The organism is Pseudomonas sp. FW300-N2F2, assembly GCF_017351655.1.
Lineage (GTDB): Bacteria > Pseudomonadota > Gammaproteobacteria > Pseudomonadales > Pseudomonadaceae > Aquipseudomonas > Aquipseudomonas fluorescens_AA.
Genome location: NZ_JACNDQ010000001.1, coordinates 2,116,763 through 2,130,084, shown reverse-complemented (window position 1 = coordinate 2,130,084; position 13,322 = coordinate 2,116,763). Strand labels below are relative to the sequence as shown.

Below are 13,322 nucleotides of genomic sequence, written 5' to 3'. Positions count from 1 at the left end.
CAGCTTGCGTCGGTTTTGACTGTGCCACCGTCATCGCGAGCAAGCTCGCTCCCACCGTTTTTTGTCAGTAACCGGTACCGGAACCCGGAACCCAGTTGGTCCCCGCCAGCGGCACCCGGGCCATGGCGGCCGACTCCACCGTCAGGGCTACCAAATCCTCGGGATCGAGGTTGTGCAGGTGCGACTTGCCGCAAGCCCGGGCCATCGTCTGGGCTTCCAGCACCAGGACGCGCAGGTAGTTGGCCAAGCGGCGGCCCCCCTCCACCGGATCCAGTCGCTTGGACAGTTCCGGATCCTGGGTGGTGATACCGGCCGGGTCGCGGCCGTTCTGCCAGTCATCGTAGAAACCGGCGGCCGAGCCGATTTTCTTCAGTTCCTCGTCCAGGCGTGGATGGTTATCGCCCAAGGCGATCAGCGCCGCGGTGCCGATTGCTACTGCATCCGCCCCCAGCGCCATCGCCTTGGCGACGTCGGCACCGTTGCGAATCCCTCCGGAAACGATCAACTGAACCTTGCGGTGCATGCCCATCTCCTGCAAAGCCTGTACCGCCTGAGGAATGGCCGACAGAATCGGAATCCCCACGTGTTCGATAAAGACTTCCTGTGTCGCCGCCGTCCCGCCTTGCATGCCATCGAGCACAATCACATCCGCCCCGGCCTTCACGGCCAACTTGACGTCGTAATACGGCCGGCTGGCGCCGATTTTCACGTAGATCGGTTTTTCCCAGTCAGTAATTTCCCGCAGTTCGGCAATCTTGATCGCCAGGTCATCCGGGCCGGTCCAGTCCGGGTGACGGCAGGCGCTGCGCTGGTCGACACCGATCGGCAAGGTGCGCATGCCGGCCACACGCTCGGTGACCTTCATGCCCAGCAACATACCGCCGCCACCGGGTTTGGCGCCCTGCCCCAGGACGATTTCGATGGCGTCAGCCTTGCGCAGGTCGTCCGGGTTCATGCCGTAGCGCGACGGCAAGTACTGATAGACCAAATGCTGCGACTGGCCGCGCTCCTCCGGGGTCATGCCGCCGTCACCGGTGGTGGTGCTGGTGCCCGCGATGGTCGCGCCACGACCGAGGGCTTCCTTGGCATTGGCCGACAACGCACCGAAGCTCATGCCGGCGATGGTCACCGGAATCTTCAGGTGGATCGGCTTCTTGGCAAAGCGGTTGCCGAGGATCACATCGGTGCCGCATTTCTCCCGATAGCCTTCCAGCGGGTAACGCGAAACGCTGGCACCGAGCAGCAACAAATCATCGAAGTGCGGCAGTTTGCGCTTGGTACCGCCGCCGCGAATATCGTAGATGCCAGTCTCGGCGGCACGTTGGATTTCCTGAATGGTCAGGCGGTCGAAGGTCGCGGACTCACGCAACACTGGAGTGGCTGCTTTTTGGTTAATCGGGTCGCTCATATCTGTTCTCCTCGCGCGGATCAGTACGCGGACGCGTTATCGACTTTGAAGTTGTACAACTGACGGGCCGAACCGTAACGCTTGAAGTCAGCCGCCTTATGCTCGAAACCGGCGCGATTGAGCAGTCCTTGCAGCTCTTCCAGGTGCTCGGCACGCATCTCTTTCTCGATGCAGTCCGAGCCGAGGGACTCGACGGTTCCTTTGACGTAAATGTGGGTTTCGTACAACGAATCGCCCAGCGCATCACCGGCATCACCGCACACCACCAGGCGACCAGCCTGGCCCATGAAACAGCTCATGTGGCCGATGCTGCCGCCAACGACGATGTCGATGCCTTTCATGGAAATACCGCAGCGTGCCCCGGCGTCGCCTTCAATCACCAGCAAACCACCATGTGCCGTGGCACCGGCCGCCTGGGAGGCGCTGCCTTTGACCCGGACGTAGCCGGACATCATGTTCTCGGCGCAACCGACACCAACGTTGCCGTGGACGGTGATCGAGGCCTTTTGATTCATGCCGGCGCAGTAGTAACCGGCGTGGCCCTGGATATCGATGGAGACGGCTTCGTTCACCCCGACCGCGAGGTTGTGCTTACCGTTGGAATGAGTCACCAGCCACTCGTGATCGGTCACGTTATTGACCTGGTCATGCAGCGCCTGATTGAGGTCACGCACGGTGGCAGTGGAAAGATCGATAGTTTTCATATGTGCGCTCCTTAAGCTGACTCGCGTTCCCAGATGTACATCGTGGCCGGTGCCGGCTCCCAGACCCTGGCGTGTTCAATGCCCGGCAGGCTCGACAGTGCCTGATACTCGGAGGCCATGGCCACGTAGTCGTCGGTCTCGGCGAGGATCGCCGGCTTGCAAGCAATCGGGTCGCGGATCACGGCAAAACCGTTGCGGGTGCCGATGGCGAAGGTGAAAAAACCGTCCAGATCTACCAGCGAATGGTCCAGCGCTTCTTTCAATGAGTCGCCCTGCTGCAGGCGCCAGGTCAGATAGCCAGCGGCCACTTCGGTGTCGTTGTCGGTCTCGAAGTGAATGCCTTCGCGCTTGAGTTCCTGACGCAGGCGGAAGTGGTTGGACAGCGAGCCGTTGTGCACCAGGCACAGGTCGGCGCCGGTGGAAAACGGGTGGCTGCCCTCCATGGTCACCGCGCTTTCGGTGGCCATCCGCGTGTGACCGATGATGTGGCTGCCTTGCATGCCGGCCAGGCCGAAACGCTGGGAAATTTCCTCGGGCAAGCCCATGCCCTTGAGGATTTCGATGCTCTGGCCGGCACTCATGATGCGCACGCTCGGGGCCAGTTCGGTGAGGACAAGGCGCACCGGCGCCTCTGCGGCATGGATCTTGAGTACAGCGGCGCTGGCGTTCTGGAACCAGTCCAGCGAACAGCCGAGGCGCCCTTCCAATTCGCCCATCAAGGCTTTCCAGTCGAAGCCTTCGGTGGTCGCCTGCAAGGTCAGCTTGACCCAGCCGTCCGCCACTTCATCGCCGTAAATGGCGAAGCCGGCACTGTCCGGGCCACGATCGGTCATAGCCTGCAACATCGGTTCGAAGAGCTTGCCGAGCTGGGATTCCAGCTGCGGATTTTTCAGGTAAAGACCTACGATTCCACACATATCAAGTCTCCTTCGGAGGCAGTGAACGCCCGACGCCGTGCCGGGTGCCCGAATGGTTGTCAAAGCACACAGTCAGAAAAATTCGGTGTAGCGCTGGATCTCCCAGTCGGAGACGTGGCGGCTGTATTCCACCCACTCCATACGCTTGAGCTTGATGAACTCGTCTACGATCTGCGGACCGAGCATCTCGGCGAACAGCGGGTCGGCTTCGAGCGCGTCGCAGGCTTCCTTGAGCGATTGCGGCAGGGTCTTGATGCCCCGCGCGGCGATCTGCTCCAGGCTCAGGCTGTAGAGGTTTTCATTGCAGACGTGGTCGATTTCCAGCTGACGGTCGATGCCATCCAGGCCGGCGGCGATGATCGCGGCGCTGACCAGATAGGGATTGCACCCTGCGTCCGGCAGACGGAATTCGAGGCGGCCGTAAGGTACCCGCACCATGGCCGAACGGTTATTGGCGCCGAAAGCGATAAAGGCCGGCGCCCAGGTCGCGCCGGACAAGGAATTGCCCACGACCAGACGCTTGTAGGAGTTGACCGTCGGCGCGGCAAAGGCGCACAGCGCCGGACCATGGGCCAGCAGCCCAGCGGCGAAGTGATAGGCCAGCTTCGACAGGCCCATGCCGCTCGGATCGCTGGCGTCATGGAACAGGTTCTTGTTGTCGGCGCTGCTGATCGAGAGGTGAAAGTGCATGCCGTTGCCGGCGCGTTTCGGGTCGGGCTTGGGCATGAAGGAACAGATCATCCCCAGGTCATTGGCGATCTCGCCGGCAGCCATGCGGAAGAAGGTGAAACGATCCGCCGAGGTCATGGCGTCGCTGTAGGTGTAGTTGATCTCGAACTGGCCGTTGGCGTCCTCGTGGTCGATTTGATAGACCTCGAAATCCACTGCCTGCAAGGCCTCGGTCAGGCGCTCGAGAAACACCCGGGAACGCGACAGGCCTTTATAGTCGTAGCAAGGCTTGTCCAGGTTGTCGCTGGGGTCGACCAGTTGCAGCTTGCCGCTCTCATCGCGGCGCATCAGGTTGAACTCCGGTTCCAGACCGGTGTTGAGGGTCCAACCCTTTTCCGCCAGGCGTTGCACTTGTTGCCCCAGCACATAACGGCTGTCATACGGATGCGGCTTACCGTCGACGTGGCCAACGCACACCACCCGCCCGTAACCCGGCTGCCAGGGCACCGGGGTCAGGGTGGACAAGTCGCCGCGAGCCATGAAGTCAGGGCCGTGGGGTTCCATGCCCATGCCGCTGATCGCAAACCCGGCAAAACCTGCTCCCTCTTCAGCCACGGTCTTGAGCCCACAGATCGGCACCGACTTGGTCTTGGCCGCACCGTGAATATCCACAAATTGCGCAAGTACGTATTTGATCCCGTGCTTGTCGATGATGCGCTGGGTTTCTGCTGGCAACATTGCTCGTCACTCCTCGCGAAAGGCAAAACATCTTGAATGGGCCTTGACCGTCTTTTTATTCCTAAAAAGAAAGTTATTTTCCCAATAGGAATGCAAAGCCCTTGCCAGATTCGCGAGTGAACGCAGAAACGCCGTGACAGGCGCTTTTGTGCTGTATATATGGGAATATTCTTTTCCCTGTGAGAATACTGCCCACAGGCCAGGCGCCAAGCAGTGCCATTTGCACTTTCTCAGTGCGAAACTAATATTACTGAACGGAAAGTGTGCAGGACCTGATGACTATGTCGACCGAAACCGCCCCGCGCCTCAAGCTTGAGCAATACCTGGGATTGCAGATCAAGCGCCAGCGCCAGGCTCAGGATCTGAAATTATCTGACGTGGCCAAGATTGCCGATATCAGCCAGGGCATGCTGAGCAAAATCGAAAATGCCCAGGTGTCCACCAGCCTCGACACCTTGAGCCGCCTGTGCGACGTGCTCGGCCTGCCACTGTCGAAGCTGTTCAGCGAATACGACCAGCAAGACGGTAGTGCGTTGCTGGTCAAGGCTGATCAGGGAATGGAAGTGGTTCGACGAGGCACCGAGAAGGGTCATACCTATCATCTGCTCAATCACACTCGTGGGCCGAAGAAAAGTTTTGAGGCCTACATGGTCAGCATGGATGATGCGAGTGAAGAGTTTCCGACCTTCTCCCACCCCGGCACCGAATTCCTCCACTTGCTGGAAGGTGAGCTGATCTATCGCCACGGCAATCAGCTGTACCGAATGGAAGCTGGCGACAGCCTGACGTTCGAAGGCGAAATCCCCCACGGCCCCGAGCAACTGGTGCAGGTGCCGATCCGCCTGTTGTCGATCATGAATTACGGCAACGACAAAGAATAACGCCCCCTTTCCTTTGCTTTGCCCTGTCTTGAGGCCGACCCAGCGTCGGCCTCACGAATTTTCCTGTCAGTTAAAAAACTTTCTTGAAAGCTCTGGACGCGACGCGGCCATTCCCCTATAAAGCCACAACCAGGAATAATTTATTCCCAACAAGAAAATACGCTCATGGATGAGCCTGCTGTCCGTCGATGATTTTTTTCGCTATGCGATGAGCTGCCGCCATCATCCCGAGGACGTGTCATGCAACACGAAAAAAACCATTTCATCATCAAGATCACCTGTCCCGCGGTGTCCGGCATCGTCGCTGCCGTCACCACCTACCTGGCGGACAACGGTTGCTACATCGGGGAGATGGCGCAATTCGATGACGATTTCAGCGGCCGTTTTTTCATGCGTGCGGTGTTCCGCTTCAACGACGGCCATCAGGGCGACATTCAGCAGATCAAGGACGGCTTCGCCGACGTCGCCCAAGCATTCGATATGACCTGGGAATTGCACGACACCCGCGAGCCGATGCGTGTGCTGCTGATGGTCAGCAAATTCGACCACTGCCTGACCGACCTGCTCTATCGCTACCACAAGGGCGAGATGGACATGACCATCACCGCCATCGTCTCCAACCACCTCGACCTGCGGCCCATGGCTGAACGCGAAGGCATTCGTTTCATCTACTTGCCGGTGACCAAGGAAACCAAGGCTCGACAGGAAACCGAGCTGATGAAGATCGTCGACGACACCGGCACCGAACTGGTGGTATTGGCGCGCTACATGCAAATCCTCTCTGATGACCTGTGCAAGCAACTCTCCGGGCGGGCGATCAACATCCATCATTCGTTCTTACCCGGCTTCAAAGGAGCCAAGCCTTATCACCAAGCCTACCAGCGTGGCGTGAAACTGATCGGCGCCACCGCTCATTACGTCACCAGCGACCTCGATGAGGGACCGATCATTGAGCAGGAAGTACAGCGCGTCGATCACGTCTACCTGCCCGACGACCTGGTTGCCACCGGCCGTGACACCGAAACCGTGGCCCTGTCCAAGGCGGTCAAGTATCACCTGGAGCACCGGGTTTTCCTCAACCAGGACAGAACGGTGATCTTCCGGTGAACACGCACAAACTGATCGACGGAAAAGCCACTGCCGCCCGCGTCCTGGTGCAGGTTCGCGAGGACGTGGAGCGTCTGCGCGAGCAAGACATTCAACCGGCCTTGGCGGTGATTCTCGTGGGCAGCGACCCTGCCAGCCAGGTCTATGTGCGAAACAAGATCCTGCGCGCCGAAGAAGTGGGTATCCGCTCGCTGGAACATCGGCTGTCCACGGACACCAGCACTGAACAGTTACTCATTCTGATCGCTCGACTGAATGCTGATCGCTCGATCCACGGCATTCTGCTGCAACTGCCGCTGCCTTCGCATATCGACGAATTACGCGCACTGGAGGCTATCGCTCCGGACAAGGATGTAGACGGGTTCCACAGTCAGAACGTCGGCGGCCTCAGCCAGGGTCGCACGGTACTCGCGCCCTGCACCCCCAGTGGTTGTTTGTATTTGCTGGAACAAACCTGCGGCGATCTGCGCGGCAAGCATGCGGTGGTGATCGGCCGCTCGAACATCGTCGGCAAACCCATGGCCGCGTTGTTGCTGCAGGCCGACTGCTCGGTGACCGTCCTGCATTCGCGCAGCCCGGATCCGCAGGCCCTGTGCCGCCAGGCAGACATTGTCATCGCCGCCGTGGGTCGCCCACGGTTGATCGACGCCAGTTGGCTCAAGCCTGGCGCAGTGGTGATAGACGTCGGCATCAACCGCATCGAAGACGATGGCAGCAGCCGGCTGGTGGGCGACGTCAACTTCGACAGCGCCCTGCCCCAGGTCGCGGCGATCACCCCGGTACCGGGTGGTGTCGGGCCGATGACCATCGCCTTTCTGATGAAGAACACCGTGACCGCAGCCCTTGCGCAACACCAGGCTCAACGCAGCCAATCGGAGGCCCTATGCCATTCAATCTATTGAAATACGGGCTGAGTTCGGAGTATCCGGTGGAAGTGGATTTGCCACCACCGAAGGAACTCAAATCGAGCTATGACGTAGTGATCATCGGTGCCGGCGGCCATGGCCTGGCCACCGCTTATTACCTGGCCAAGTACCACGGCATCACCAACATTGCGGTGCTGGAAAAGTCTTACCTGGGCGGCGGCAATACCGCGCGCAACACCGCGGTGATCCGCTCCAACTACCTGACCAGCGAAGGCGTGCGCTTTTATGCCGAGTCGGTGCGGATGTTCCAGTCGCTGTCCAACGAATTCGATTTCAACATCATGTACTCGGAGCGCGGCCAACTGACTCTGGCCCACACCGATGCCACAGTGCGTTCGTTCCGCCAGCGAGCCGAGGTCAACAAACACTTTGGCGGCCGTACCGAGATGATCGACCGCCAGCAGATCCGCGAACTGGTGCCCAGCCTCAACCTCGATCCCGGCCACTTGCCAGTGATCGCCGGTCTGTGGCACATCGACGGCGCCACAGCACGCCACGACGCCGTGGCCTGGGGTTACGCCAAGCAGGCGGCCAAGCGCGGCGTCGAAATCCATCAGCTCACCGAAGTCCAGGATCTGATTATCGAGAACGGCGCCATCACCGCGGTCAAGACCAACCGCGGCACCATCAAGTGCGGTTGCGCGGTGCAGGCGATTGCCGGGCACAGCTCATTGCTGATGGCCAAGGCCGGGATCCGTTCGCCGATCCAGACCTTCCCGCTGCAAGCGATGGTCACCCAGCCGTTCAAACCGTTTCTCGATCCGCTGGTGAGCTCCTCCGCACTGCACTGCTATGTGCAGCAGACCAGCCGTGGTGAGGTGGTATTCGGCGGTGGCTCCGATCCCTATCCACTGTTCAACACCCGCTCGACCCTGGACCTCAAGGAAAGCCTGCTCGCCCATGCGATCGAGATGTTCCCGTTCCTGGCCAACGCCAAGCTGATGCGCCAATGGGCCGGGATCACCGACATGACCCCGGATTACAGTCCGATCATGGGCTTGTCGCCGGTGAAGAATTACTACCTCGACGCGGGCTGGGGTACCTGGGGCTTCAAGGCCACGCCGATCTGCGGCAAGACCATGGCCGAGTTGGTGGCCAGCGGCGGCAAGGTGCCGGAGCTGATCAAACCCTTCGGCCTCGAACGTTTCTCGACCTTCCAGCAAGTCAACGAAATGGGCGCCACGGCGGCCAGCCACTGACGGAGAGCAGACGATGAAAATCATGATTTGCCCGCTCAACGGGCCGCGCAATATCAGCGAGTTCACCTATGGCGGTGAATTCAAACCGATGCCTGATCCCGTCAGTTGCAGCGATGCGGAATGGGCCGACTACGTGTTCAACACCGACAACCTCGCCGGCGTGGTGCGCGAATGGTGGATGCACACGCCGTCCAGCTACTGGTTTCTGGCGGAGCGTCACACCGTCACCGATGAAATCCTGCGGACCTTCGACCCCAAAGAGCTCTTCAGCACCCGTGTCGAATTTAACGCCGCCGCCAAGGAGATCGCAGGATGAATCGCCTACCCGCCCCCATGGGCTTGCTGATCGACCGTGATCAACCACTGGATTTCAGCTTCGACGGCCAGCGCTACCAAGGCTTGCTGGGCGACAGCATCGCCAGTGCCTTGCTGGCCAACGGGCGTTTCCTGATCTCCCGTTCGTTCAAATACCATCGCCCGCGTGGCCCGCTGACCATGGCCGGCCAGGACGCCAACAGCCTGGTGCAGTTGCCCGAAGAACCCAACGTGCTGGCCGATGCACATGCGTTGTCCGCTGGGTTGCAGGTGACGGCGCAGAACGTCAACGGCTCGCTGGATAACGACAAGGACGCCTACCTCGGCAAGTTCTCGAAATTCATGCCGGTGGGTTTCTACTACCGCTCGTTCTACAAACCCAAGGGCATGTGGAAAGTCTGGGAACCGATCATTCGCAAGAAGGCCGGCCTCGGTGTACTCGACCTGAAGTTCCAGCCTGAGTATTACGACAAGGCCTACTTGTTTACCGACGTCGCGGTAATCGGCGCAGGCCCCGCCGGGCTCCATGCGGCGCTGACGGCAGCCAACGCGGGGGCCAAGGTGTTGCTCATCGAGCAACAATCGGTTCTCGGCGGTTCGCTAACCTATGCCCGCTTCGATATCGAAGGCAACAAGGCTGAAAACCTACGCCGCGAACTGCTCGCGGCGGTAGAGCAACACGCCAATATCCAGATCCTGACCGAAGCCACTTGCAACGCCTGGTTCACCGACAACTACCTGCCGGTGATTCAGGGCAAACGCATGTACAAGGTCCGCGCCCGCCAGTGCCTGGTGTGCAGCGGGGCCTTCGATCAGCCGGTGATCTTTCGCAACAACGACCTGCCAGGCGTGATGCTGACCAGCGCCGCGCAACGACTGATGAAACTGTATGCGGTCAAACCGGGTAAACGCGCCGTGGTGCTGACAGGCAACGATGACGGTTACCTCGCCGCGCTGGATCTGCATGACCAGGACGTGGAGGTCGTCGCTGTGGTGGACCTGCGCCAGGGTCCTTCGGACGAATCCCTGCTGCGCGCACTGGCGCAACGCAAGATCTACCACCAGAGCAACAGCACCGTCTATGAAGCCCTGCACGAGAAAGGCATGCGCCATATCAACGGCGTCGACGTGCGCCAGATCACCGCACAAGGCCAGGTCGCCGAGAGCGGGCAACACCTGGAGTGCGATTTACTGTGCATGTCCGCCGGTTACATGCCGGTCTATCAACTGCTGTGCCAGGCCGGCGGCAAGCTGGCCTACGACGATCAGCGTGCCGAGTTCACGCTCAGCGGCCTGCCAAAGAATCTGAATGTCGCCGGCTCGGTCAACGGTCGTCACCAGCTCGATAACGTGATTGCCGATGGTGTGAATGCCGCTGCCGAAGCTGCCCTCGCGCTGGGGCTGACCGTCGGCACGCAACGCGCGCCATTGAGCGGTGAGGCTCGGGTCAACTTTAATTGGCCAATCTTCCCGCACCCCAAAGGCAAGGACTTCGTCGACTTCGACGAGGATCTGCAAGTAGCCGACATCGTCAACGCCACCCGGATCGGCTATCGCGACGTGCAACTGGTCAAGCGCTACTCCACCGTCGGCATGGGACCGTCCCAGGGTCGTCACTCGGCGCTGCCGACCGCGCGGTTGGTCGCCTGGGCCACCCAGCGCAACATCAGCGAAACCGGCGTCACCACAGCGCGGCCACCGTTTGTTGCGGAAAAGCTCGCGCATGTCGCCGGTCGCGCGTTCGACCCGTACCGACAAACGCCGATGCACGCTCGTCACCTGCAAGCTGGCGCGAAGATGATGCCAGCAGGCATCTGGCAACGCCCGGCCTACTACGGCAACGCCGAGGATCGCGAACGCTGCATGCAAGCCGAAGCCTTGCACGTGCGCAACAAGGTCGGCCTCATCGACGTCTCGACCCTCGGCGGCCTGGACGTGCGCGGCCCGGACGCCGCCGAGCTGCTTAACCGGATGTACACCTTTGCCTTCCTCAAACAGCCGATCGGCCGTTCTCGCTATGCGCTGATGACCAATGAGCATGGTGTGGTGATCGACGACGGTGTCTGTGCGAGGTTTGCCGAGAACCATTTCTACGTCACCGCCACCACCAGCGGCGTCGACCGGATCTATCAGCAGATGCTCAAGTGGAATGCACAATGGCGCCTGGACGTGGACGTCGCCAACGTCACCGCAGCCATCTGCGCGGTCAACGTCGCCGGGCCAGACTCGCGCAAAGTGCTTGAGAAAGTCTGCTGTGATCTCGATCTGAGCGCCGAAGCCTTCCCTTATCTGGGCGTCCGTCAAGGCACCGTGGCCGGCATCAAGGCACGGCTGTTGCGAGTCGGTTTTGTCGGCGAGCTGGGTTATGAAATCCACGTCCCGGCACGTCATGGACTCAAGCTTTGGGATGCGCTGATTGAGGCCGGCAAAGCACATGACATCCGCCCCTTCGGCGTCGAAACCCAGCGCCTGCTGCGCCTGGAAAAAGGCCACGTGATCATCAGTCAGGACACCGATGGAATGACTCACCCGGCGGAAATCGACATGGGTTGGGCGGTCAGTCGCACCAAGCCGTTCTTCGTCGGCCGCCGCTCGGTGGACATCCTCGAAGCCCAGCCGCTGAAACGCAAACTGGTGGGCTTCAGCCTGCCCAAAGGTAGCCTGCAACCGCTGGAAGGCCATCTGGTGCTTAACGGCCCGGACATCAGCGGCAACGTCACCTCCTGCGAGTATTCCGCCTCCCTGGGCAAGATCATCGGCCTGGCCTACGCCGGCATCGACCAGAGTGCGCCGGGCCAACAGATTCCGATCCGCGTCGAGGGCGGGATCGTGGTTCAGGCCACAGTCGTGCAATTACCCTTCTTCGATCCTGAAAACCAACGGCAGGAGCTTTAAGTCATGTCCAGTCTGAATCCACAAGAGATGATCAGACCACGGCCGGTTGCCCACACGCAAACCTGCACGCTGGTGGATCTGACCGACCTGCCCCGGGTCGGTTTTCGCGGAACACAAACCGCCGATTACCTGAAGGCACGCGGCTTCGTACTGCCGGACGCCCCCAATCGGGCCACCGTCCAGACTGACGGTAGTCAGGTGGCGCGTCTGTCGCAAACCGAATACCTGCTGCTGGGGAGCCCCGACGATCAAGGCGAACGGATCGCCGATGAAGAAGCACGCTGGGAACTCGACCACCGAGCCAACTACCTGCTGCCACGTCAGGACAGCCATGCCTGCTTCTTGCTGAGCGGTAGCTCCGTTGCTCAGGTCATGGCCAAGCTGTGCGGCGTCGACCTGAGCCGGCAAGCCTTCAGCCCGGGTGCGGTGGCGCAAACGTCGGCGGCGCGGATCAACGTGATCATCATCTACTCTGGAATCGTTGACACCCCTGCGTTCCACATTCTCTGCGACCGAGCATCACGGGCCTACTTCCATTGCGCCATGCTCGATGCCCTGGAGCAATTCGGGGGGGCTCAACCAGACTGAACGCAACATCGCTTGTACCTTGGGGCCAGGCTCCCACACCGTGATAGGGGAGCCCACGCCACATACCACCCCGCTGACCGAGTCGCCTTTACCGCAACCGCCTCTGCAAGAACTCAATGAAGCGTTGTGTCTTCGCGGGCAGCAGACGTGTTTCAGTGATGGCATAGGCGCTCATCGGCAACGATTTCCTTTGGCATCAGGACAATGCCCTGGTCAAGGGTTGCCAAGCGCCGAATCAAGCCGACACTGTTGAGTATGAAGCGCCACGGCTGCGCTGAAATTAAACTCGCAGATTAAGCCGCTTCTCGGACTTTGAGATTCTGTAGAGTTCTCGACCATCGAAGGAAAGGAATCCATTGATCGCAATTCGGTACCAAAATCAGCTCGCCTTAGAGGCGGCCCAACCTGCGGTTTACTTGCCCAGAATGTTCTTCAACGCAGCGGTATGGCCGGCCGGGTCGTTTACGCTGGACATCACTTCGATGATGGTGATCTTCTGATCGTTCATCGTCATCAACGAGGCCATAAGTAGTTTAAGGCCGTTGAAATCGTCGGTGCCGTCCAGGCGGTACATGTTCAAGCCGTTCACCTGAATGGTCTTCTCGCTAGTCATGCGAAAGTTGGGTGACGCGGCCTGCTGCTTTTCCTTCAAGGTATCCACGGCAAGGCGAAACGCAGCGTCCGGGGTGGTGCCCGCAGTCGGCGCCGGACCTTCGGTAACGATGATGGCCCGCTCGCTTTTCGGATCGAAGTACATCGTGCCGCCGTTCTCGCTGTTCAAGGTACGGGCCTCGACGCCTTTCAGCACGAACTTCAGCTTGCCGCCTGCCAGGGACACCGATTGCGTGTCCGATACCGCCGTAGCGGTTTTTTCAGGCGGGGCAGCAACTGCCATGGTGGCCGCGCCGCTCAAGGCAGCAAGCACGCACAAGGAACGGGTCCAGCCCAACAGCAAATGCTTCGACATTGATAGCG

12 protein-coding genes and 1 pseudogene are annotated in these 13,322 nt (G+C 60.2%); 7 read left to right on the top strand and 6 right to left on the bottom strand.

Going from position 1 to position 13,322, the window contains the following annotated elements:
• Positions 1-64 precede the first annotated feature (64 nt).
• From J4E63_RS09565 to glnT, 4 genes are all read right to left on the bottom strand, one after another.
• Positions 65-1,408, bottom strand: a complete 1,344-nt coding sequence (locus tag J4E63_RS09565) for an FMN-binding glutamate synthase family protein (RefSeq protein WP_060742973.1) — start codon at positions 1,406-1,408, stop codon at positions 65-67.
• Between the two features lie 20 nt (positions 1,409-1,428).
• Complete coding sequence (locus tag J4E63_RS09560; protein WP_060742974.1) at positions 1,429-2,112, bottom strand: protein glxC; 684 nt, start codon at positions 2,110-2,112, stop codon at positions 1,429-1,431.
• Between the two features lie 11 nt (positions 2,113-2,123).
• Positions 2,124-3,029 carry a glutamine amidotransferase family protein gene (locus J4E63_RS09555; protein WP_060742975.1) on the bottom strand — a complete coding sequence of 302 codons (906 nt, stop codon included), beginning with the start codon at positions 3,027-3,029 and terminating at the stop codon, positions 2,124-2,126.
• Between the two features lie 72 nt (positions 3,030-3,101).
• The gene (gene glnT / locus J4E63_RS09550; protein ID WP_060742976.1) at positions 3,102-4,436 is read right to left on the bottom strand and encodes a type III glutamate--ammonia ligase; all 1,335 of its coding nucleotides are present in this window, start codon (positions 4,434-4,436) and stop codon (positions 3,102-3,104) included.
• A 281-nt stretch (positions 4,437-4,717) separates the two neighbouring features.
• Here glnT and J4E63_RS09545 point away from each other — a divergent pair, with 281 nt between their 5' ends.
• The 7 genes from J4E63_RS09545 (at position 4,718) to J4E63_RS09515 (ending at position 12,347) form a co-directional block, all read left to right on the top strand.
• Positions 4,718-5,317 (top strand): helix-turn-helix domain-containing protein, encoded by a 600-nt coding sequence (locus J4E63_RS09545; RefSeq protein ID WP_003200568.1) that lies wholly within the window; start codon positions 4,718-4,720, stop codon positions 5,315-5,317.
• Positions 5,318-5,557: 240 nt separating this feature from the next.
• On the top strand, positions 5,558-6,424 hold the full coding sequence (gene purU / locus J4E63_RS09540; protein WP_207281731.1) for a formyltetrahydrofolate deformylase: 867 nt from the start codon (positions 5,558-5,560) through the stop codon (positions 6,422-6,424).
• Entirely contained in the window at positions 6,421-7,326 is a 906-nt protein-coding gene (gene folD, locus J4E63_RS09535) for a bifunctional methylenetetrahydrofolate dehydrogenase/methenyltetrahydrofolate cyclohydrolase FolD (protein WP_207281730.1), read from the top strand. Before purU ends, folD begins: the two co-directional genes overlap by 4 nt.
• Positions 7,308-8,549 carry an FAD-dependent oxidoreductase gene (locus J4E63_RS09530; protein ID WP_046052994.1) on the top strand — a complete coding sequence of 414 codons (1,242 nt, stop codon included), beginning with the start codon at positions 7,308-7,310 and terminating at the stop codon, positions 8,547-8,549. Before folD ends, J4E63_RS09530 begins: the two co-directional genes overlap by 19 nt.
• Before the next feature lie 13 nt (positions 8,550-8,562).
• Positions 8,563-8,865, top strand: coding sequence for a sarcosine oxidase subunit delta (locus tag J4E63_RS09525; protein ID WP_207281729.1), 303 nt, complete (start codon positions 8,563-8,565; stop codon positions 8,863-8,865).
• Positions 8,862-11,759, top strand: coding sequence for a 2Fe-2S iron-sulfur cluster-binding protein (locus J4E63_RS09520; protein WP_207281728.1), 2,898 nt, complete (start codon positions 8,862-8,864; stop codon positions 11,757-11,759). The genes J4E63_RS09525 and J4E63_RS09520 overlap by 4 nt, the downstream gene beginning before the upstream one ends.
• A 3-nt stretch (positions 11,760-11,762) precedes the next feature.
• Entirely contained in the window at positions 11,763-12,347 is a 585-nt protein-coding gene (locus J4E63_RS09515) for a sarcosine oxidase subunit gamma (RefSeq protein ID WP_060742982.1), read from the top strand.
• An 88-nt stretch (positions 12,348-12,435) separates the two neighbouring features.
• On the opposite strand, the pseudogene J4E63_RS30865 reads toward J4E63_RS09515, so the two are convergent.
• Both J4E63_RS30865 and J4E63_RS09510 read right to left on the bottom strand, forming a co-directional pair.
• A pseudogene (locus J4E63_RS30865) lies at positions 12,436-12,610 on the bottom strand (LysR family transcriptional regulator); the annotation flags it as partial.
• A gap of 149 nt (positions 12,611-12,759) precedes the next feature.
• Positions 12,760-13,314, bottom strand: coding sequence for a hypothetical protein (locus tag J4E63_RS09510; RefSeq protein WP_207281727.1), 555 nt, complete (start codon positions 13,312-13,314; stop codon positions 12,760-12,762).
• Between the last annotated feature and the right edge of the window lie 8 nt (positions 13,315-13,322).

Bases quoted from the DNA above. Each gene is read 5' to 3' on its own strand.
- glnT (WP_060742976.1), bottom strand. From the start codon at position 4,436: ATGTTGCCAGCAGAAACCCAGCGCATCATCGACAAGCACGGGATCAAA.
- J4E63_RS09520 (WP_207281728.1), top strand. From the start codon at position 8,862: ATGAATCGCCTACCCGCCCCCATGGGCTTGCTGATCGACCGTGATCAA.
- purU (WP_207281731.1), top strand. From the start codon at position 5,558: ATGCAACACGAAAAAAACCATTTCATCATCAAGATCACCTGTCCCGCG.
- J4E63_RS09530 (WP_046052994.1), top strand. From the start codon at position 7,308: ATGCCATTCAATCTATTGAAATACGGGCTGAGTTCGGAGTATCCGGTG.
- J4E63_RS09560 (WP_060742974.1), bottom strand. From the start codon at position 2,112: ATGAAAACTATCGATCTTTCCACTGCCACCGTGCGTGACCTCAATCAG.
- J4E63_RS09510 (WP_207281727.1), bottom strand. From the start codon at position 13,314: ATGTCGAAGCATTTGCTGTTGGGCTGGACCCGTTCCTTGTGCGTGCTT.
- J4E63_RS09515 (WP_060742982.1), top strand. From the start codon at position 11,763: ATGTCCAGTCTGAATCCACAAGAGATGATCAGACCACGGCCGGTTGCC.
- J4E63_RS09565 (WP_060742973.1), bottom strand. From the start codon at position 1,408: ATGAGCGACCCGATTAACCAAAAAGCAGCCACTCCAGTGTTGCGTGAG.
- J4E63_RS09555 (WP_060742975.1), bottom strand. From the start codon at position 3,029: ATGTGTGGAATCGTAGGTCTTTACCTGAAAAATCCGCAGCTGGAATCC.
- J4E63_RS09525 (WP_207281729.1), top strand. From the start codon at position 8,563: ATGAAAATCATGATTTGCCCGCTCAACGGGCCGCGCAATATCAGCGAG.
- J4E63_RS09545 (WP_003200568.1), top strand. From the start codon at position 4,718: ATGTCGACCGAAACCGCCCCGCGCCTCAAGCTTGAGCAATACCTGGGA.